At 74.4% G+C, this 23,042-nt stretch carries 3 protein-coding genes; all 3 read right to left on the reverse strand.

Going from position 1 to position 23,042, the window contains the following annotated elements; translation table 11 throughout:
* Positions 1–11: 11 nt before the first annotated feature.
* Genes OEIGOIKO_RS02970 through OEIGOIKO_RS02980 form a run of 3 tightly spaced genes read right to left on the reverse strand, consistent with a single transcriptional unit; the run spans position 12 to position 22,998 of the window.
* Entirely contained in the window at positions 12–4,508 is a 4,497-nt protein-coding gene (locus OEIGOIKO_RS02970) for a non-ribosomal peptide synthetase (RefSeq protein WP_125051568.1), read from the reverse strand.
* Entirely contained in the window at positions 4,493–12,061 is a 7,569-nt protein-coding gene (locus OEIGOIKO_RS02975) for a non-ribosomal peptide synthetase (protein WP_125051570.1), read from the reverse strand. Before OEIGOIKO_RS02975 ends, OEIGOIKO_RS02970 begins: the two co-directional genes overlap by 16 nt.
* Positions 12,049–22,998 carry a non-ribosomal peptide synthetase gene (locus OEIGOIKO_RS02980; RefSeq protein ID WP_246177168.1) on the reverse strand — a complete coding sequence of 3,650 codons (10,950 nt, stop codon included), beginning with the start codon at positions 22,996–22,998 and terminating at the stop codon, positions 12,049–12,051. Before OEIGOIKO_RS02980 ends, OEIGOIKO_RS02975 begins: the two co-directional genes overlap by 13 nt.
* Positions 22,999–23,042: the final 44 nt, after the last annotated feature.

Raw genomic sequence — 23,042 nt, forward strand, 5'->3', positions numbered from 1 at the left:
GAGGTGTCTGGTCATGTGCGGTCGCTCGCCTTCCGGCGGGAGCCGCCGTCCGCCGGTGCGGTGGATGCGGTGGGCGCGGTGGGCGCGGCGTCAGGAAAGGCCGGCAGTTCCGGACCGTCCGACAGCTCCGACAACTCCGGCAGCTCCGGCAGTTCCGTCCGGAGCCGGCCGATCCTGGCCGCGGGCTCGGCCGCGACCTGCCGCAGTACGCCGGTCAGCTCGGCCGCGAACACCTCGGCGGTCCGCCGCTCGTACACGTCGGCGCTGTACCAGACGACGCCTTCCACGCCGGCCGGCCCGCTCCCGGGAGTCCGCAGCTCCCGCAGGGTGACGGCCAGTTCGCTGCGGGCCGCGCCCCGGTTGCGGTGTGCGGGGTGCAGGGGCTGGGCCGTCAGCCCCGGCAGGTCCCAGGGCGGGTCGGGCAGGTTCTCCATGCCGGTGATCATCTGGAACGGGCGCCGCCCCAGGCGTTCCTCGACGAGCTGGGACGGCAGGTCCTGGTGGGCGTAGGCGGCGAGGTCGGCCGCGCGGACCCGGCGGACGAGTTCGGCGAACGCCGGGTCGCCGCCCGCGTCGGCGCGGAGCACCAGGTGGTCGGCGAACAGACCCACGACGTCGCTGGTCGCGTGGTCGGCCCGGCCCGCGGAGACCGTGCCCATCGGTACGTTCACCGCGCCCCGCCGCGCCCACAGGGCGGCGATGGCCGCCCGCAGCACCATGAACAGGGTCGCCCGTTCGCGCCGGGCGGTCTCCAGCAGGGCCCGGTGCGCGGCCTCGTCGATCGCGAAGGGGACGCTGCCGCCCAGGCCGGTGGGTTCGGCCGGCGGTGTCCGGTCCGGGCGGAGCAGGGGCGCTTCCGGCAGGTCGGCGAGTACGCCGGTCCAGTACGCGAGGCGCTGTCCGAACGGGCTGTCCGGCTCGTCCAGGCGGGCCGCCCGCTCGTTCAGGCGTACGGCGAAGTCGGCGTACTGGACGGGCAGCGGCGCCCACCGGGGTGCGCCGCCCGCCGCCCGCGCGGTGTACGCGGTGGACAGGTCGCGGGCGATCAGCCCGGTCGACCAGCCGTCCGCGGCGATGTGGTGCACCACGATCTGGAGCACGTGGTCGTCGGGCGCGAGGGCGAAGAGGTCCGCCCTGCCCGGTGGTCCGGCGGCCAGGTCGAAGGGCCGGGCGCGGGCCGCGTCCAGCGCCCCGGGCAGTTCGTCCTCGGTGACGGGGACGACGGTCAGCGGTGTACGGGCGGGTGCGGTGACCTGCTGCCCGCCGGTCTCCGGGTAGCGGGTGCGCAGGGCTTCGTGCCGGGCCGTCACGTCGTGCCAGGCCGCTTCGAGTGCGTCGGTGCGCAGCGGGCCGCCGAGGCGGACCGTCAGCGGGATGTTGTACCGGCTCTCACCGGAGAGCATGGACCGCTGGCCGGGGGTCAGCGGTATGACGTCGGGGCGCGGCCCGGCGGCGAGTCCGTGCCGGTCGCCGGTGTCCGCCAGCCGGGCGGCCAGGGCGGCCGGGGACGGCGCCTCGAAGAGCATCCGTACTTCGAGGTCCTTGCCGAGGACGGCCTGGACGCGGCCGGCCAGGCGGGTCGCCAGCAGCGAGTCGCCGCCGAGGTCGAAGAATCCTTCCTCGGCGCCGGCCCGCGGCACGCCCAGGACTTCGGCGAACAGGGCACAGAGAATTTCTTCTACGGGCGAGCCGGGGCCGCGCCCGCTGTAGCCGGACGGGTGGTCGGGGGCGGGGAGGGCGGCCCGGTCGACCTTCCCATTGACGGTCAGCGGCAGCGCGTCCAGGACGACGGTCGCCGAGGGGACCATGTAGTCCGGCAGCCGCTCGGCCACGAAGTCCCGCGTCCCGGAGGCGTCCCCGACGACGTACGCGATCAGCCGTTTGTCCCCGGGCCGGTCCTCGCGCACGATCACCGCCGCCTGCCGCACCCCCGGGCACTGCCCGAGGACCGCTTCGACCTCGGCCGGCTCGATCCGGAAGCCCCGCACCTTCACCTGGTCGTCGGCCCGCCCGAGGAAGACGAGGTTCCCGTCGTGGTCCCAGCGCACCAGGTCGCCGGTCCGGTACATCCGCCCGGCGCCGTACGGGCAGGCCACGAACCGCTCGGCGGTCGGCGCCGCCCGGCCGAGGTACCCCCGCGCGACGCCCTCCCCGGCGATGTACAGCTCCCCGGTGACCTCGGGCGGCACCGGCCGCAGGGCCGCGTCCAGCACGTACACCCGTACCGCGGCGCGCGGCCCGCCGATCGGCAGGACGGCCGGGGCGGGCGCGCCGGGCCCGACGACGAAGGCCGTGGCGCACAGCGTGGTCTCGGTCGGCCCGTACAGATGGCTGACGGTGACGTCGGGGCAGGCGTCCCGTACCCCGGCGACGGCCTCGGCCGGTACCGCGTCGCCGCCCGTCAGGACGTGCCGGAGACCGGCGAAGCACTCGGGGGTCTCCTGCGCGAGGACGCGGAACAGCCCGGCCGTGAGGTGCACGGCCGTCAGCCCGCGGTCGGTGACCAGGCGGGCCAGCGCCTTCGCGGTGAGGTCGGCCGGGGGCGCGATCACCACCCGGCCGCCGTTGAGGAGCGGCACCCACAGTTCGAGGGTGGAGGCGTCGAAGGTGTGCGGGGCGTGGAAGAGGACGCGGCCGGCGGCGATGCCGTCCCAGCAGGTGTCCTGGGCGAGGGCGGCGACGTTTCCGTGGGTGGTGACGACGCCCTTGGGCGTCCCGGTGGATCCGGAGGTGTACATCACGTACAGGCCGGAGTCCGGCGTCACCGGGGCCGTGAGCGGCGCGTCGGAGTGGTGGCGCAGTGCTTCCTCGACGTCGGTCTCCGTCAGGACGACGGCGGACGCGGCGTCGTCGAACAGCGTGCGTACCCGCCGGGCCGGCTGTGCGGTGTCCACCGGCACGGCCACCGCCCCGGCCTTGGCGACGCCCAGCAGGGCCACGACCAGTTCGGGCGAGCGGGCGAGCGTGACGACCACCCGGTCCCCCGGCCGGGCGCCCGACGCGTGCAGGTGCCGGGCGACCTGGTTGGCCCGGGCGTCCAGACGGCCGTACGTCAGGGCCGTCTCCCCGGACACCACCGCGATGTCGTCCCGGTGCTGCCGTACGGTCCGTTCGAAGAGGCCGGTGACGGTCGTCGGTACGGGCCCCGGCAGGCCGGTGTGCACGCCGTGCAGCAGCCGGTCCCGTTCGCCGTCGACGAGGATGTCGAGGTCACCGGCGCGGACGTCCGGGTCGGCGACCAGCTGGTGCAGGATGCGGAGGAACCGGGCGGCGAGGAGCCGTGCGCTCCGGGCGCTGATCAGTTCCGGGCGGTGGGTCAGGAGGAACAGCAGCTCGGGGCCCGGGAAGGCGGCCAGGCTGACCGGGTAGTGACTGACGTTGTGGCCGCGTACGGGGGTGAGCTTCAGCGGCGGCCCGTTCTTCTCCTCCGCCGGTGCGCCGCGCGGGAAACTCTCGTAGACCAGCAGGCTGTCGAACTCGGCACCGGGGCCGCCGGCCTTCTGGATCTCGCTGAGCCCCAGGTACTGGTGGGACATCAGCGCGCCCTGCCGGGTCTGCACCTCGGTGAGCAGGTCGGACACCGGCCGGGAGGCGGTCAACGGGACGCGGACCGGGACGGTGTTGATGAAGAGCCCGAGCATGGACTCGACGCCGCGCAGTGCGGCGGGCCGGGCGGCCACGGTCGCGCCGAACACCACGTCGTCCCGGCCCAGCAGGCGGCCGAGGAGCAGCGCCCAGGCTCCCTGGACGAAGGTGTTGGGGGTCAGGCCGTGGCGGCGGGCGAGTTCGGTGAGCGCCGCGGTGGCCTGCCGGTCCAGTTTCGCGTGCACCTGGCCGTGCCCGGCGGCGGACGGCGGGCGGCCGGTCGCCGGTGCCAGCAGCGTCGGCTCGCGGAGCCCGGCGAGGTCGGCCCGCCAGGCGGCGCGGGCCGAGTCCTTGTCCTGGGCGTTCAGCCAGCCGAGGTAGTCGCGGTAGGGCGTCACGGGCGGCAGGCCGGAGGGGGCGCCGCCCGCCTCGTACAGGGTCCACAGCTCGCGCTGGAGGGTCGGCAGCGACCAGCCGTCCATCAGGATGTGGTGGTTGGTGAGGACGAGGCGGTGTGCGGCCGGGCCGAACCGGAGCAGGACCAGCCGGAGCAGCGGCGGTACGGCCAGGTCGAAGCGCCGGGCGCGTTCCTCGTCCGCGATGCGCTCCGCCTCGGCGAGGGCGTCCTCGGGCGGCCTGTCGGTGAGGTCGACGTCCCGCCAGGGCACCTGTACACGGGCCGGGATGACCTGGACGGGGTGTTCGAGGCCCGGTGGCTGGCGGAAGCAGGCGCGCAGGGTGGCGTGCCGGGCCACCAGGGCCTGCCAGGACGCCCGCAGCGCGGCCGTGTCGAGGTCGCCTTCGATGTCCAGGACGTCCTGGACGACGTAGGTGTCCTCGGCCTGCCCGTCGTACAGGGAGTGGAACAGCAGTCCCTCCTGCAGCGGTGTCAGCGGCCACACGTCTTCTATGCGGCGGTCCACGGCATACCTCCTCCACCGGGTGCTTCGTTGAAGTCGTCCTCCAGCGCCTCCAGCTGACCCAGCGTCAGGTCGACCAGCGGCAGGTCGGAGGGGGTCAGGCCGCCCGCGTCCGGTGCTTCGGAGAGTGCGGCCAGGCCGGTCAGCAGGCCGGTCCAGCGGTCGGCCAGCCGGACGGCGGCTTCCTCGGTGAGGGCGCCCGCCAGCCACGACACCAGCAGCACCAGTTCCGGGCCGGTGTCGCCGTCCCGGACCAGGCCGCCGAACTCCAGCGTGTGCAGGGCGGGCAGCTCCGGGTCCGCGTCGGCGCCCATGGAGCGGGGGCCGGCCGGCTGCCAGTCGTCCGCCTCCGGGCCCGCGACGGAGAACCGGCCGAGATAGTTGAATCCGGCCGTGGGCGCGGGCAGCCCGCCCCCGTACGGCTGGGCGGCCTGTTCCTTGACCCGCTTGAGCAGCCGGCCGGCGGCCGGTCCGCCCGCGCGCACCTCGTCGAAGTCGGTGCTGCCCGCGTCCAGCCGGACCGGGCGCAAGGTGGTGAACCAGCCTACCGTGCGGGACAGGTCCAGGTCTCCGTCGCGGCCGTGCCCCTCGATGTCCAGGTCGACCGGGCCCGGCCGTTCCTCGGTGAGGGCCGCGGTGAGCGCGGCGAGCAGGACGTCGCCCGTCGTGGCGTGGAAGGCCGCGGGGACGGTGGTCAGCACCGCGGACGCCGTGCGCGCGGGCACGGTGAACGTCCGCTGCCGCATCTGCCCCTCGGTGCCCTGCGCCGGACCGGCGGCCCGCGGCGGGCCGGCCGCCGCCACCTTCCGGGCGTAGGTGCGGAACGAGGCGGCGACCGGTGCCAGGTTCCCGTCGGGGTCCGTCCAGGCCGCGGCGAGGTCGGGCAGCAGGATGCGCCAGGACACCGCGTCGAAGACCAGGTGGTGGACGACGACCGCGAGCCGTCCCGGCCGTCCGCTCCCCCGGTCGAACCAGACGGCCCGCAGGGTGGTGCCGGTCCTCGGGTCGAGGCGTCCGGACGCCGCCCGCGCCTCGGTGTCGATCAGCTCCTCCAGCGTCTGATCCGTCAGCCCCTCGGCGTCCACGCGCCGGACCCGGTCCGGTACGGGTGCCGCGTCACCGACTTCCAGGTACGGCTCGGCGTCGTCCGGGACGACCAGGCGGGCCCGCAGCATCGCGTGGTGGGCCACCACCTTCTCGACGGCCCGCGTCAGCCGGTTCAGACCGGCGTCGGCGGGGACGCGTACGACGGTCCACTGCGCGAACCTGGCAGCCAGCGTGGCCGGACCGCCGCGTGCGGTCAGTTCGCGCATGACCGGGGTGAGGGGGACGGTTCCGTGGCCCTCCTCGTGCTGGGCGTCGTCCTCCGTGACGGGCTCGGCGACGCGGGCCAGTGCCTCGGGAGTCTTCTGCTGGAAGACGTCCGAGGCGCTGATGCGGTAGCCGGCCTTGGCGGCGCGGGCGACGAGCAGCAGGGAGACGATGCTGTCCCCGCCGAGTGCGAAGAAGCTCGCGTCCGCGGCGACCGGGGGGACCTGCCCCTCGTCTTCCGCTTCCGGTGTCCCGAGACCCAGGAGTTCCGCGAAGAGACCGCAGAAGAGCGTTTCGAGCGGCGTGCGGGGTGCGCGTCCGGCGGACGCGGCCGCGTAGTCGGGTGCGGGGAGTTCGGCCCGGTCGACCTTTCCGTTGACGGTCAGCGGCAGCGCGTCGAGCACGACCGTGGCCGACGGCACCATGTAGTCCGGCAGCCGCTCGGCGACGAACTCCCGTGTGCGGGTGGCGTCTCCGACGACGTACGCGACCAGGCGCTTGTCGCCGGGCCGGTCCTCCCGTACGACGACGGCGGCCTGCTCCACCCCCGGGCACTGCCCGAGCACGGCCTCGACCTCCGCCGGTTCGATACGGAAACCCCGCACCTTCACCTGGTCGTCGGCCCGCCCGAGGAAGACGAGATTCCCGTCCCGGCCCCAGCGCACCAGGTCGCCGGTCCGGTACATCCGCCCGCCGCCGTACGGGCACGCCACGAACCGCTCCGCCGTCAGCGCCGCCCGGCCGAGGTACCCCCGCGCGACGCCCTCCCCGGCGATGTACAGCTCACCCGGCACCCCCACCGGGACCGGCCGCAGGAACCGGTCCAGGGCGAAGACCGCGAAGCCGTCGCGCGGCCGGCCGATCGGCAGGACGGACGGGACCTGGGTGCCGGGCGCGACGGTGTGGGTGGTGGCGCACAGGGTGGTCTCCGTCGGCCCGTACAGGTGGTGCACCTCGGCGTGCGGGCAGGCGCCGGCCACCCGGGCGACCGCTTCCGCGGGCACCACGTCGCCGCCGGTCAGCACGTGCCGCAGCCCCGCGAAGCACTCGGGGGTCTCCTGCGCCAGCGCCCGGAACAGCCCGGCCGTCACGTGCACCGCCGTCACCGCGTGCTCCGCGACGAGCCCGGCGAGCGTCCCGCCGTCCATGTCCACGGCGGGCGCGACCACGACACAGCCGCCGTTCAGCAGCGGCACCCACAGCTCGAAGACGGACGCGTCGAAGGCGTGCGGCGCGTGGAACAGCACCCGGCCCGTGCCGATGCCGCCCCAACAGGTGTCACGCGCGAGGGCCGCCGCGCCCCCGTGAGTGACCAGCACGCCCTTCGGTGTCCCGGTCGAGCCGGAGGTGTACATCACGTACAGGCCGGACCCCGGCGCCACCGACGCGGGGGCCGGGGACGCGGGGAAACCGTCGAGCGCTTCCCGCGTCCCGGTCTCGGTCACCACGAGCGCGGGGGCGGAGTCCTCCAGCAGGTGCCGTACCCGCTCGGCCGGGTAGCCGGTGTCGACGGGGACGGCCACGGCTCCCGCCTTGGCGATGCCGAGGAGTACGGTCACCAGCTCGGCGGTGCGCGGCAGCAGCACCGCCACGCGGTCCCCCGGGCCGACGCCCTGCGCGTGCAGGTGGTGCGCGTACTGGTTGGCGCGCGCGTCCAGTTCCCGGTAGGTCAGGGTCAGTGCGCCGGACACGACGGCCGGTGCGTCCGGGCGGCGGGCCGCGACCTCCGCGAACACGGCGGGCACCGTGCGGTCCGCGGCGCCGGTGCCCGGCTGCCCGATGTTCACCCCCGAGACGAGCCGCTCCCGCTCCCCGGCCAGCAGGATGTCCAGATCACCCACCCGGGCCCGGGCATCGGCCGCGAGCCGGCCGAACACCTCCACCAGCCGGGTGGCCAGGGCCTGCGCGGTGGCCGGGTCGAACAGGTCGGTGGCGAACTCCAGCAGGCCGTCGAGACCGCCTCCGTCGGGACGCTCCCGCAGCACCACCGACAGGTCGAACTTCGAGGAGGCCAGCCCCACCGGGACGGTCTCGGCGCCGAGCCCGGGCGCCGCGAACGCCGTGTCCGGGGCGTTCTGGAGGGCGAAGGCGACCTGGAAGAGCGGGTGCCTGGCCAGCGAGCGGACCGGGTTCAAGACGTCCACCAGGTGCTCGAAGGGGAGGTCCTGGTGGGCGTAGGCCGCGAGGTCGGTCTCCCGTACGCGGCCGACCAGTTCGGTGAAGGAGGGGTTGCCGCTGAGGTCCGTCCGCAGCACCAGGGTGTTCAGGAAGTTGCCCACGAGGCCGTCGAGGGACTCGTCGGTACGTCCGGCGACGGGTGTGCCGAGGGGGACGTCCTCGGCGCCGCCGAGCCGGGACAGCAGCACGGCGACGGCGGCCTGCGCGACCATGAACAGCGTCGCGTCGCACTGCTTGGCGATCTCCAGGAACCGCCGGTGCACGGCGGCGTCCACGGTGAACGGGAGCATCGCACCCCGGTGACTGGCCGTGGCCGGGCGGGGCCGGTCGAAGGGCAGCTCCAGTTGTTCGGGGAGGCCGGCGAGGGTGCGGGTCCAGAAGTCGAGCTGCTTGCCGAAGAGGCCGTCCTCGGTGCCCCGGTCGAGCAGGTCGCGTTGCCAGAGGGTGAAGTCGGCGTACTGGACGGGCAGCGGCGCCCAGCCGGGCGCGCGGCCCTCGGCCCGTGCCGCGTACGCCGCCGACAGGTCCCGCATCAGGACGCCCATGGACCAGCCGTCGGCGGCGATGTGGTGCACCACGACCAGCAGGACGTGCTCGGCGGGCGCCACCTCGAACAGCGTGACCCGCCACGGCAGGTCCGTGTCCAGCCGGAACCCGCGGGCGGCCTCGGCGGCCGGCGCCGCGTCCACCGACTCCCCGGTGACGGCGGTCACGGGTATCCGTACCGGTACGGCTGTCAGGACTTCCTGGCGGGCGCTGCCGCCGTCCTCAGGATAGCGGGTGCGCAGCGTCTCGTGCCGGGCCACGACATCGGCCCAGGCCGCTTCCAGCGCCGCGACGTTCAGCTCTCCGGTCAGCCGGACGGCGAGCGGAATGTTGTTGGTGGCGCTCGGCCCTTCGAGGCTGTGCAGGAACCACATCCGCTGCTGCCCGAACGACAGCGGCAGCGGATCAGGGCGTTCGGCCGGGACCAGCGTCGGGCGTACGGCCTCGAACTCGTCCAGCCGTCCGGCCAGCCCGGCGACGGTGGGCGCCTCGAACAGCGCCCGCACGGAAATCTCCGCACCGAGCGCTCCCTTGACCCGGCTCGCCAGCCGCGTCGCCAGCAGCGAGTCCCCGCCGAGATCGAAGAATCCGTCGTCGATACCGACCCGGGCCACGTCCAGCCCCAGCACCTCCGCGAACAGCCGGCACAGGATCTGCTCCTGCGGCGTGCGGGGCACGCGGTCCGAGGCGGCTGCCGCTGCCGCGTAGTCGGGGGCCGGGAGCGCGGCCCGGTCGACCTTTCCGTTGACGGTCAGCGGCAGCGCGTCCAGGACGACCGTCGCCGACGGCACCATGTAGTCCGGCAGCCGCTCGGCCGCGAACTCCCGTATGCGGGTCGCTTCCCCGACGACGTACGCGACCAGGCGCTTGTCGCCCGGCTGATCCTCCCGCGCCAGCACCGCGACCTGTGCCACACCCGGGCACTGCCCGAGGACGGTCTCGATCTCGGCCGGCTCGACCCGGAAACCACGGATCTTCACCTGGTCGTCGGCCCGGCCCAGGAAGAGGAGATGGCCGTCCCGGTCCCAGCGCACCAGGTCGCCCGTCCGGTACATCCGTCCGCCACCGTACGGGCACGCCACGAACCGCTCCGCCGTCAGCGCCGCACGCCCGAGGTACCCCCGCGCAACCCCGCCACCGGCCACATACAGTTCTCCGGCGACACCCACCGGAACAGGCCGCAGGAGACTGTCCAGAACGAACACCCGTACGCCGTCCCGAGGTCTGCCGACGGGGAGGGCGGAGGGCACCTTCGCGCCGGGGCCGACGGTGAGGGTGGTCGCGCACAGGGTGGTCTCCGTGGGGCCGTAGAGGTGCCGTAACGTCACTTCGGGGCAGGCGTCCAGGACACTCGCCACGGCTTCGGCGGGCACCACGTCGCCGCCGGTCAGGACGTGCCGCAGCCCCGCGAAGCACTCGGGGCTCTCCTGCGCCAGCACCCGGAACAGCCCAGCCGTCACGTGAACGGCCGTCAGCCCGTACTCACCGACCAGACGGCCCAAGGTACCGCCGTCCAGGTCCACCTCCGGTGCCACCACCACACACCCGCCGTTCAGCAACGGCACCCACAGCTCAAAAGTCGAAGCGTCGAAGGCGTGCGGCGCATGGAACAGGACCCGGCCGGCCGTGCCGATGTCACCCCAGCAGGAGTCCAGCGCCAGCCCCGCCACGCCTTCGTGCGTGGCCACCACACCCTTGGGTGTCCCTGTCGATCCGGACGTGTACATCACGTACAGCGCCGACTCCGGCTCCGGCGACACCTCCGCCGGCAGCGGAGCGGCCGAGAAGGCCCCGCGAGCGGCCTCGCGTACCTCCGCCTCCCCCACCACCAGCACCGGAGCCGCATCCGCCAGCAGCCACCGCACCCGCTCCGCCGGATACGACAGATCCACCGGCACGAACACCGCTCCCGCCTTCGCGACCCCCAGCAGGACGACGACCAGCTCCGCCGACCGGGAAAGCGCCACGCCCACCCGGTCACCAGGGGCCACCCCCCTGGAGAGCAGGTACCGGGCGAATCGATTCGCCTGGGTGTCCAGCTCCGCGTAGGTCAGGGTCTCCGCCGCGGACACCACCGCCGCTTCCCCCGCGTACCGCCGGACGGTCCGCTCGAAGAGGGCGGGAACGGTCGTCGGCGCGGGCCCCGGGGCGCCGGTGTTCACGCCGTGCAGCAGCCGGTCCCGTTCGCCGTCGACGAGGACGTCGAGGTCGCCGATCCGGGTGGCCGGTCCGGCGGCCAGCTGTCCGAGGACGCGCACCAGGCGGTCGGCGAGGAGCTGGGCGTCGGCGCGGGTGAACAGGTCGGGGCGGTAGGTCAGCCGGAAGCGTTCGGACATCGCGGTGAACGTCAGCGGGTAGTGCGCCGCGTCCCGGCCGCCGACGCTCGCCAGGTCGAGGTCCCCGGACACCGCCCGTGCGGTGGTCCCGGTCAGGTCGAGGAGGTCGACGGGGTAGTTCTGGAAGACGGTCAGGGTGTCGAACAGGGTCCGGGTCCCGGCGATGCCCTGGACCTCGGCCAGGCTCAGGTGTTCGTGCGGCAGCAGCTCCGCCTGGGCCTCCTGGAGGCGGGTGAGCAGCCGGCCGACGGTGTCGGTGGCCGACCAGCGGGCCCGGACCGGCAGGGTGTTGATGAACAGGCCGACGGTGGTGTCGATGCCCGGGATCTCCGGCGGGCGCCCGGCCGTGGTCCCGCCGAAGACCACGTCGTCGCGTCCGGTCAGCGTGCCGAGCAGCACGGCCCACGCGCCGCGCATCACGGTGCTCATGGTCACCCCGGTGCGGCGGGCCAGCGCCGCGAGGTCCGTCACCAGCGGGGCGGGCAGTTCGATGCGTACCTCGTCGGGGTCGACCGGCGCGCGGTGGCCCGTCTCCGGCGCGACGAGGGTGGGCCGCGCCCCGCGCAGCGCCTGGCGCCAGGCCTCGGCGGCGGCCGCGCCGTCGCGGCGGGCCAGCCAGGCGAGGTAGCTGCGGTACGGGGTGACCGGCGGGAGGGCGTGTTCGTCACCGCCGTTGCGGTACAACTCGACCAGCTCGTTCGCGATGATCGAGGTCGACCAGCCGTCGCAGAGGATGTGGTGGACGGTCAGCACGACGCGGGTACGGGTGTCGCCGACGCGGAGGGCGGTCAGGCGCAGCAGGGGCGGTGCCGCGAGGTCGAAGCGCCGGGTCCACTCGGCGCGTACCGCCTCGTCCAGGGCGTCTTCGCGCCGGTCGGCCGGTACGGGGCGCAGGTCCAGTTCCTGCCACGGGAGTTCCGCGCGCTGCGGGACGATCTGCACCGTGTCGCCGGACTTCAGGGTGCGGAACCCGGCCCTGAGGGTCGGGTGCCGGCGTAACAGCGCGTGTCCCGCCGACCTGAGGGCGTCCGTGTCGAGAGGGCCGTCCAGGTCCAGGACCACCTGGCCCCGGTAGATGTCCGTGGCCTCGGCGTCGTACAGGGCGTGGAACAACATGCCCTTCTGCATCGGCGCGAGCGGCCATATGTCGGCCAGTCCGGGCTTGCTCACGGCTACTTTCCCCATTCCGTTTCGAGCTGGTCGATGTCGTCCTGCGTCAGGGCGACGAGGTCGAGGTCCGACGGGGTACGGCCGCCCGCGTCCGTCTGCGCGGCGCACGCCACCAGGGCCTCGGCGGCCCGGAACCACGCGTGGCCGAGGCGCCGCACGGCGGCCTCGGAGACCAGCGCGGGGTCCCAGGCCCAGTGCGCCGTCAGCCGGGGGCCGTCGTCGGTGTCCACGGTGCGGGCGTCGAGGTCGACCGGGTGGGTGCGTACGCCTTCGGGCGGGTGGGCGTCGCCGGTGGCGGTCCACGCGGTGGCGGCCGTCCGGCGCTCGTCCGCGGCGGGGACGCGGCCGAGGTAGTTGAACAGGAGCGGCGGGGTGGCGAGTCCGGCCAGGGCCGGGGCCGTGCGCGCGTTCAGGTGGCGCAGCAGTCCGTGGCCGATGCCGTGCTCGGGCAGTTCCCTGAGCTGCTCCTTGACGCGTTTGAGTACGGTCCCCGGGTCGGGGGCGCCGCTGCGGGCGCCGGGCTCCGCGCCGCCCGGGTCGAGCCGGACCGGGTGGACGCTGGTGAACCAGCCGACCGTTCGGGACAGGTCGGTGCCGGGGGCGAGGCCGCTCTCGCGGCCGTGCCGTTCGAGGTCCACCAGGACGGCGCCGGGCCGGCCGCGCCAGTCGGCGACCGCGAGCACGAGTGCGGCGAGGAGCACTTCGGTCACTTCGGCGTGGAAGGCCGCCGGGACGGTGGTGAGCAGGGCTGCCGACGTCTCGGGGGCCAGGGACATGCTCAGCGTCCCGGACCCGCCCGGCCCGGTGGGCGCGGCCGGCAGCAGCGGGGCGGTGGGCGCGCCGACCCGCTGCCAGAGCGGGAGTTCGGCGGTCCGGGCGGGGTCGTGGGCGGCCTGCCGCAGCAGTTCGGCCCAGCGGCGGAAGGACGTGCGGACCGGTGGCAGGGCCGGGGTGGTGCCCGCCTGGACGGCCTCGCAGGCGAGCGCCAGGTCGTCGAGGAGGATACGCCAGGAGGCGCTGTCCACGCACAGGTGGTGGGCGGCGAGGAAGAGCCGGCCCGGCCGGTGCGCGCCCGCGTCGAACCGGACGGCTTGCAGGACGGTGCCGGAGCGCGGGTCGAGGCGGCCGGTCGCGGCGGCGCACTGCTCGCGGACGATCGCCGCCGTGATCTGCTCGGCCGGCCCGGGCACCCGTACGGTCCGCAGCAGGTCCGCCGCGTGTACGGAACCCGGCGGCCGGATGTGCAGGGTGCCGGTGGCGCCGGTGGCGTCGGGCAGGGTGCCGGTGTCGTCGGGGCCGAGGCGGAGCCGCAGGGCGCCATGGTGGTCCAGGACGGCTTGCAGGGCGGTGGTGAGGTCGGCGGCGGTCAGGCCGACGGGGGTCCAGACCATGACGCTCTGGTGCAGCGGTCCGGCCAGGGCCCGCCGGTCGGCGAGCTGCCGCATGACCGGAGTGAGGGGGACGGGGCCGTCTCCGTCGTCGTGCCGGGTCTCCTCCTCCGTGACGGGCCGGGCGGCGAGGGCGAGAGCCTCCGGGGTCTTGTGCTGGAAGACGTCCGTCGCGCTGATCCGGTAGCCGGCCCGGGCGGCGCGGGCGACGAGCTGCAAGGAGATGATGCTGTCGCCGCCGAGTTCGAAGAAGTTGGCGTCCGCGCCGACGGCGAAGGCCGGGTCCGGGGCCTCGGGGGCGGCCGGGGGCGCGGGGGCCGCCGGGGGCCTCGGGGGACCGGAGTTCGGGCCGTTCGGACGGTCCGGGAGGTCCGGGCGCGGGACGAGCGGTTCCGGCACGTCCGGGTGCGGCACGTCCGGCCGCGGTACGGGCGGACCGGTCCGCGCGTCCGGTGTCATCAGTCCGAGCACCTCCGCGAAGAGACCGCAGAAGAGCGTTTCGAGCGGGGTGCGGGGCGCGCGTTTCCCGGACACCGCCGCGTGGTCGGGTGCGGGCAGCGCGGCCCGGTCGACCTTGCCGTTGTCCGTGACGGGCAGCGCGTCGAGGGTGACGACGGCACCGGGGAGCATGTAGTCCGGCAGCCGCTCGGCCGCGAAGTCCCGTACCCCGTCCGCCTCCCCGACGACGTAGGCGACCAGGCGCTTGTCCCCGGGCCGGTCCTCCCGTACGACGACGGCGGCCTGGTCCACGCCGGGGCACTGCCCGAGGACCGCTTCGACTTCGGCCGGTTCGATACGGAAGCCGCGGATCTTCACCTGGTCGTCGGCCCGACCGAGGAAGACGAGGCCGCCGTCCCGGTCCCAGCGCACCAGGTCGCCGGTCCGGTACATCCGTCCCCCGCCGTACGGGCACGCCACGAACCGTCCGGCGGTCAGCGCCGCCCGGCCGAGGTACCCCCGGGCGACGCCCTCCCCGGCGACGTACAGTTCGCCCGCCACGTCCGTGGGCACCGGGCGCAGCAGCGGGTCCAGGACGAAGACGCGTACGCCGTCGCGCGGGCGGCCGATCGGCAGGACAGCCGGTGCTGCCGTGCCGGGTGCGAGGGTGTGGGTGGTGGCGCACAGGGTGGTCTCGGTCGGCCCGTACAGATGGTGGACGGCGACGCCGGGGCAGGCTTCGGTGACCCGGGCGACGGCTTCGGCAGGCACCACGTCGCCGCCCGTCAGGACGTGCCGCAGCCCCTTGAAGCAGTCGGGTGTCTCCTGCGCCAGCACCCGGAACAGCCCGGCCGTGACGTGGACGGCCGTCAGCGCGTGCGCGTCGGCCAGCCGGGCCACCGTCTCCCCGTCCAGGTCCAGCGGCGGCGCGACGACCACGCACCCGCCGTTGAGGAGCGGTACCCACAGCTCCAGGGTGGACGCGTCGAAGGTGTGCGGGGCGTGGAAGAGCGTCCGGCCGGTGCCGATGCCGCGCCAGCAGGGGTCGAGGGCGAGCGCCGTGATGTTCGCGTGCGTCGCGAGGACGCCTTTGGGTGTCCCGGTCGAGCCGGAGGTGTACATCACGTACAGCCCGGAGTCCGGCGCGACCGGCGCGGACGGTGGGACGGCCGGGAAGTACCGCAGCGCCTCCACCACCTCGGAGCGCGTCATGACCAGGACGGGCTCGGCGTCCTCCAGCAGGAACCGCACCCGTTCGACCGGGTATGCCGTGTCGATGGGTACGGCCGCCGCGCCCGCCTTGGCGATGCCGAGCAGTACGGCGACCAGTTCCGCCGAGCGGTCGAGCAGCACCGCGACCCGGTCGCCGGCGGTGACGCCCTTCGCGTGCAGGTACTGGGCACAGCGGTCGGCCCGCGCGTCCAGTTCGCGGTAGGTCAGGGTGCCGTCCGCTGTCTCCACCGCCACCGCGTCGCCGTGCCGGGCGACGACCTGCGCGAAGCGCTGCGGCACGGTCGTGTCCCGGGTGTCCGCCCGGCGCGGTGCCACCGCCTCCGTGACGCGGGTCCGTTCGTCCGCACCGAGCACGTCCACCGCCCCGGCCCGTACGGCGGGGTCCGCGGTGACCTGGTCGAGCACCCGCAGCAGCCGGGCGACCAGCCGCTCCGCCGTGGCGGGATCGAAGAGGTCGGTGGCGAACTCCAGGTAGCAGTCCAGGCCGGCAGGGGCGCCGTCGGAGTCCCGGCGTTCCCACATCAGGACCGACAGGTCGAACTTCGAGGTGGACATCTCCACCGGTACCGGACGGGACTCCAGCCCCGGGGCGTCGAAGTGCGTCTCGGGTGCGTTCTGGAGGGCGAAGGCGACCTGGAAGAGCGGGTGCCTGGCCAGCGAGCGGACCGGGTTCAGCACTTCCACCAGGTGCTCGAAGGGCAGGTCCTGGTGGGCGTACGCGGCGAGGTCGGTCTCCCGTACGCGGCCGACCAGTTCGGTGAAGGAGGGGTCGCCGCTGAGGTCCGTCCGCAGCACCAGCGTGTTGAGGAAGTTGCCGACCAGGTGGTCCACGGCCTCGTCGGTACGGCCCGCGACGGGCGTGCCGAGCGGGATGTCCTCCCCGGCGCCGAGGCGCGACAGCAGCACCGCGACGGCGGCCTGCGCGACCATGAACAGCGTCGCGTCGCACTCGCGCGCGATCTCCGCCAGGCGCCGGTGCGCCGTGGCGTCCACGGTGAAGGGCAGGAACGCTCCCCGGTGGGTCGCCACCGGCGGTCGGGGCCGGTCGAACGGCAGCTTCAGGTGCTCCGGCAGGCCCGCCAGGGTCTCGGACCAGAAGGCGGCCTGCCTGCCGAACAGGCCGTCCGGGGTGTCCTGGGTGAGCAGGTCGCGTTGCCAGAGGGTGAAGTCGGCGTACTGGACGGGCAGCGGCGCCCAGCCGGGCGCGCGGCCCTCGGCCCGTGCGGCGTAAGCGGTCGCCAGGTCGTCGGCCAGGACGCCCATGGACCAGCCGTCGGCGGCGATGTGGTGCACCACGATCAGCAGGACGTGCTCGGCGGGCGCCACCTCGAACAGCGTGACCCGCCACGGCAGTTCCCGCTCGATCCGGAACCCTTGCGCGACACCGGCGGCCAGCGCCCGTTCCACGTCGTCCGCACCGATCCCGACGACGGCCAGATGTACGGGCACCTCGGCGGCGTCCACGATGTCCTGCCGAGCGCTGTCACCGTGCTCGGGATAGCGGGTGCGCAGCGTCTCGTGCCGGGCCACGACATCGGCCCAGGCCGCTTCCAGCGCCGCGGCTTTCAACTCGCCGGTCAGCCGGACGGCGAGCGGAATGTTGTTGGTGGCGCTCGGCCCTTCGAGGCTGTGCAGGAACCACATCCGCTGCTGACCGAACGACAGCGGCAGCGGATCAGGGCGTTGGGCCGGGACCAGCGTCGGGCGTACGGCCTCGAACTCGTCCAGCCGTCCGGCCAGCCCGGCGACGGTGGGCGCCTCGAACAGCGCCCGCACGGAAATCTCCGCACCGAGCGCACCCTTGACCCGGCTCGCCAGCCGCGTCGCCAGCAGCGAGTCCCCGCCGAGATCGAAGAACCCGTCGTCGATACCGACCCGGGCCACGTCCAGCCCCAGCACCTCCGCGAACAGCCGGCACAGGATCTGCTCCTGCGGCGTGCGGGGCGCGCGGGCGGACGACTCGGGCGCTGCGTGATCGGGGGCGGGCAACAGCGCCCGGTCGACCTTTCCGTTGACGGTCAGCGGCAGCGCTTCCAGGACGACCGTCGCCGACGGAGTCATGTGGTCCGGCAGCCGCTCGGCCGCGAACTCCCTCACCCGGGCGGCTTCCCCGACGACGTACGCGACCAGGCGCTTGTGGCCGGGCCGGTCCTCCCGTACGGCGACGGCGGCCTGCTCCACGCCGGGGCACTGCCCGAGCACGGCTTCCACCTCGGCCGGTTCGACCCGGAAGCCGCGGATCTTCACCTGGTCGTCGGCCCGCCCGAGGAAGACGAGATCGCCGTCCCGGTCCCAGCGCACCAGGTCACCGGTCCGGTACATCCGCCCGTCCCCGTACGGGCACGCCACGAACCGCTCCGCCGTCAGCGCCGCACGCCCCAGGTATCCCCGCGCAACCCCGCCACCGGCCACATACAGCTCCCCGGCGACACCCACCGGAACAGACCGCAGGAAGCCGTCCAGAACGAACACCCGCAGGCCGTCCCGGGGCGCGCCGATCGGCAGTACCGACGGCACCTCCGCCCCCTGACCGATGACGTACGCGGTGGCGCACAGGGTGGTCTCGGTCGGCCCGTACAAGTGGCGGATCTCGACGCCGGGGCATGCTTCGGCGACCCGGGCCACGGCTTCGGCGGGCACCACGTCGCCGCCGGTCAGGACGTGCCGAAGACCGGTGAAGCACTCGGGCGTCTCCTGCGCCAGCACCCGGAACAGCCCAGCCGTCACGTGGACAGCGGTCAGCCCGTACTCACCGACCAGACGGGCCAAGGTACCGCCGTCCAGGCCCACCTCCGGTGCCACCACCACACACCCGCCGTTCAGCAACGGCACCCACAGCTCGAACGTCGAAGCGTCGAAGGCGTGCGGCGCATGGAACAGGACCCGGCCGGCCGTGCCGATGTCACCCCAGCAGGAATTCAGGGCCAGCCCCGCGACACCCCCGTGCGTAGCCACGACGCCCTTCGGCACTCCCGTGGAACCGGACGTGTACATCACGTACAGCGCCGAATCCGGCACCACCCGCACCGGCAACGAAGCGGCCGGGAATCCCCCAGCGGCGGCTTCGCGCAGCTCCTCCTCGCCCACCACCAGCACCGGAGCGGAGTCCGCCAGCAAGAACCGCACCCGCTCCGCCGGATAGGACGTGTCCACCGGTACGAAGACGGCCCCCGCCTTCGCGATGCCCAGGAGAACGACGACGAGTTCCGTCGACCGGGGCAGCGTGACAGCCACCCGGTCGCCGAGGGTGACGCCCTTGGAACGCAGGTACCAGGCGAACCGGTTGGCCCGCGCGTCCAGTTGGCCGTACGTCAGCGAGGTGGCGCCCGCCGTCACGGCGGTGTCGGCGCGGGAGCGCAGCACGGTGGCGTCGAACCGGTCGAGGACCGTACGGCCGCCGGGGTCCGCCGCCCCGACGTTGACGCCGGTGACGAGCCGTCGCCGCTCTTCGGGGGCCAGCAGTTCGACCTCGCCGACCCGCAGTTCCGGGTCGGCGGCGACCTGGTCGAGCACCGCGAGCAGCCGGGTGACCAGGCGCTGCGCGCCGTCCGGGTCGAAGAGGTCGGTGGCGAACTCCAGATAGCCGTCGAGGCCGGTGCCGCCGGGGCGCTCCCCCAGGCCGAAGACCAGGTCGAACTCGACCGTGGCCGGGGCGACCGGGACCGGTGCCGCGGCGAGGCCGGGCAGGTCCCACGCCGGGTGCAGCTCGTCCTCCAGCACCAGCAGCACCTGGAACAGCGGGTGCCGGGCGGTCGAACGGGCGGGCTTCAGCGCCTCCACGAGGTGCTCGAACGGGAGGTCCTGGTGGGCGTAGGCGGCGAGGTCGGCGTCCCGGGCCCGCGTCACCAGTTCGGTGAAGGACGGGTCGCCCCCGGCATCGGTCCGCAGCACCAGGGTGTTGAGGAAGAACCCGACCACGCCGTCCAGGGACTCGTCGGTGCGGTCCGTGACGGGGGTACCGAGCGGGATGTCCTCGCCCGCGCCGAGCCGGGACAGCAGCAGGACGACCGCGGCCTGCACGACGGTGAACAGGGTGGTGTCGCACGCGCGGGCGACGGCGCCGAGCCGCTGGTGCGTCCGGGCTTCGACGGTGAACGGCAGGACGGCGCCGCGGTGGCTCGCCGTGGCCGGGCGCGGCCGGTCGGTGGGCAGTTCGAGCTGGTCCGGCAGGCCGGCCAGGGCCTCGGTCCAGTGGGCGAGCTGGGTGTCGAGCAGGCCGTTGCCGCTGTCGAGGAGCGCGTGCTGCCAGAGGGTGAAGTCGGCGTACTGGACGGGCAGGGGCGCCCAGTCGGGCGCGCGCCCCGCGCTCCGCGCCGTGTACGCCGTCGACAGGTCGCGGGCCAGGACACCCATCGACCAGCCGTCGGCGGCGATGTGGTGCACGACCACCAGGAATACGTGGGCGGCGTCGTCGGCCAGGTTGAACAGGGTCGCCCGCCGGGGCGGTGCCGTGTCGAGGGCGAACCGGCGGCCGATGTGCTCGGTCAGTACGGCGTCGAGTGATTCCTCGTCGGCGGGGACGACCGGCAGGTCCGGAATGCCGGGTGCGTCCCCCGGCTCCGGCCGGCCGGCGTCCAGCACCAGTTGGTGCGGTACGCCGTCCCGCTCGGGGAACACCGTACGCAGCGGCTCGTGGCGCGCGATCACGTCCGCCCAGGCGGCGCGCAGCGCGGGCAGGTCCAGGCTGCCGGTCAGGCGCACGGCCATGGCCATGTTGTAGGCGCCGGTGTCCTCCAGCCGGTTCGCGAACCACATGCGCTGCTGCCCGAACGACAGCGGCAGGATCTCCGGCCGCCGCGCCGCGACCACGCGCGGGCGGCCGGCGCCCAGTTCGTTCAGCAGCCCGGCCAGCCCCGCGACCGTGGGCGTCTCGAACAGCACGGTGAGGGGAATCTCGACGCCCAGGACGGTACGGACCCTGCTGATCAGCCGCATGGCCAGCAGGGAGTCGCCGCCCAGTTCGAAGAACCGGTCGTCGATGCCGGCCCGGTCCAGGCCCAGGACTTCGGCGAAGAGCCGGCACAGGGTCTGTTCCTGCGGTGTGCGGGGCGGACGGCCCGAGGTGGCCGCCGCGTGGTCGGGGGCGGGCAGCGCGGCCCGGTCGACCTTGCCGTTGGGCGTCAGCGGCAGGGCGTCGAGGGGGACGACGGTGCCGGGGAGCATGTAGTCGGGCAGGTGCTCGGCGGCGAAGTCCGGTAGGCCGTCCGCCGTTCCGACGACGTACGCGACCAGGCGTTTGTCGCCGGGCCGGTCCTCCCGGACGACGACGGCGGCCTGCTCCACGCCCGGTGCCCGGCCGAGGACGGCCTCGACCTCCGCCGGCTCGATCCGGAAGCCCCGGACCTTCACCTGGTCGTCGGCGCGGCGCAGGAAGACCAGGCGGCCGTGGCGGTCCCAGCGGACGAGGTCGCCGGTACGGTACATCCGCCCGCCGCCGTACGGGCAGGCGACGAAACGTTCCGCGGTGCGCGCGGGGCGGTTCAGGTAGCCGGGGGCCACGCCCCGCCCCGCGACGTACAGCTCACCGGCCACGCCGGGCGGTACCGGGCGCAGGGCCCGGTCCAGGACGAAGACCCGTACGCCGTCGCGCGGTCCGCCGATCGGGAGCACCGCCGGTGCCTGCGCCCCCGGGGGGACGGTGTACGTGGTGGCGCACAGGGTGATCTCCGTCGGCCCGTACAGATGGTGCAGCGTGGTGTCCGGGCACGCTTCGGTGACGCGGGCGACGGCTTCGGCGGGCACCACGTCGCCGCCGGTCAGGACGTGCCGCAGCCCCTTGAAGCAGTCGGGTGTCTCCTGCGCCAGCACCCGGAACAGCCCGGCCGTGACGTGGACGGCCGTCAGCGCGTGCGCGTCGGCCAGCCGGGCCAGGGCGCTTCCGGTCGGTTCCGCCTCCGGTGCCACCACGACACACCCGCCGTTGAGCAGCGGCACCCACAGTTCGAACGTGGCGGCGTCGAAGGCGTGCGGGGCGTGGAAGAGGACGCGCCCGGTGCCGATGCCGTCCCAGCACGTGTCCAGGGCGAGCGTCGCCACATTGTCGTGAGTGGCCGTGACGCCCTTGGGCGTGCCCGTCGATCCGGAGGTGTACATCACGTACAGGCCCGACTCCGGCGGCACCCGTACCGGGAGCGGCGCGGCCGAGAAGTCCCGCAGAAAAGCTTCCCGCAGCGCCTCCTCCCCGCTCACGACCAGCGTGGGAGCGGAGTCCTCCAGGAGGTACCGCACCCGCTCGGCCGGGTAGGACGGATCCACCGGTACGGCCAGCGCTCCTGCCTTGGCGATGCCCAGCAGGGCGACGACCAGTCCGGCGGAGCGGGGCAGCACCACGCCGACGCGGTGGCCCGGCGCCACTCCCCCGGCGTGCAGGTACCGGGCGAACCGGTTCGCCCGTGCGTCGAGTTCCGCGTACGTGAGGGTGTCCGCGTCCGAGACGACCGCGGCCGCGTCCGGGAAGCGGGCGGCGACCTCCGCGAACCGTGCGGGGACGGTCGTGCGTGGGGCGGCTTCCCGGCCGGTGTTCACCTCGGTGAGCAGCCGGGTCTCCTCGCCGTCGAGCAGGACGCCGGTCTCGCTCAGCCGCAGCGCCGGGTCGGCCGTGACCTGGGCGAGGACCGCGGTGAGCCGGGCGGCCAGCAGGGCGGCCGTCTCCCGGTCGAACAGTGCCGCGCTGTGCCAGAGCCCGCCGTCGATGCCGTCGGGCCGGCCGTCCGCGTCGTGGCGTTCGGTGAGGTTGAGGTAGAGGTCGAAGAGGCCGAACGTCAGGTCGTCGCGCGCCGCCTCGATGCCGACCCGCTCCGGTACGGCGGTCAGGCCGGGCAGGTCCCAGGCGGAGCCGGGCGAGTCCTCCATCACCAGCAGCACCTGGAACAGCGGGTGGCGGGCCAGCGAGCGGTCCGGGTTGAGCACGCCGACGAGGTGTTCGAAGGGCAGGTCCTGGTGGGCCTCGGCGGCGCGGCCGGTGGCACGGACCCGCCGTACCAGGTCGGTGAAGGCGGGATCTCCGGAGAGGTCCGTCCGCAGGACCAGGGTGTTGGCCACGAACCCGACCAGGTCGTCGAGCGACTGGCCGGTCCGTCCGTCGACCGGGGAGCCGATGGGGATGTCGTCCCCCGCGCCCAGGCGCGAGAGCAGGACGGCGAGCGCGGCCCGCACGACCGTGAGCGGGGTGGCGCCGCAGTCGTCCGCGATCTTCAGCAGGGCCCGGTGGGTGTCCGGCGGGACGCGGACCGGCACCGAACTTCCCTCGTGCCGGGGCTCGGCGGGACGCGGCCGGTCGCAGGGCAGGTCCAGCTGGGCGGGCAGGCCCGCCAGGGCCTGGCGCCAGTAGGCGAGCTGCCGCCCGTACACACTCTCCGGGTCCTGCTCGGCGCCGAGCAGTTCCTGCTGCCGCCGGGCGAAGTCGGTGTACGCGACGGGCAGGGGCGGCCACTCCGGGGTCCGGCCCCGCGACCGGGCGGCGTAGGCACGTGACAGGTCGCGGGCCAGCACCTCCAGGGACCGGCCGTCGACGGCGATGTGGTGCACCACCAGCAGCAGTACGTGCTCGCGCGGGGAGAGGGCGTACAGCGTCGCCCGGCACGGCGGCTCGGCCCGCAGGTCGAACTCCCGGCCCGCTTCGGCGGCGAGGGCCCGCGCCAGTTCCTCCTCGGTCACGCCGCGGTTCCCGAGCCCGGCCGGCGGTTCGTCCCGCACCCGCTGCCAGATCTCCCCGTCCGCCTCGGCGAAGACCGTACGCAGTGCCTCGTGGCGCCCGACGACATCGGCCCACGCCGCTTCCAGCGCCGCCGTGCGCAGCCTGCCGACGAGCCGGACGGCCATGGCCATCGTGTACGCGGCGCCCGCGTTCTCCAGCCTGTTGACGAACCACATCCGCTGCTGACCGAACGACAACGGAAATCCCGTCGGTTCCGTCAGGTCACCGCGGTTATTCCGGT

This window comes from Streptomyces paromomycinus (assembly GCF_003865155.1).
GTDB classification, from domain to species: domain Bacteria; phylum Actinomycetota; class Actinomycetes; order Streptomycetales; family Streptomycetaceae; genus Streptomyces; species Streptomyces chrestomyceticus.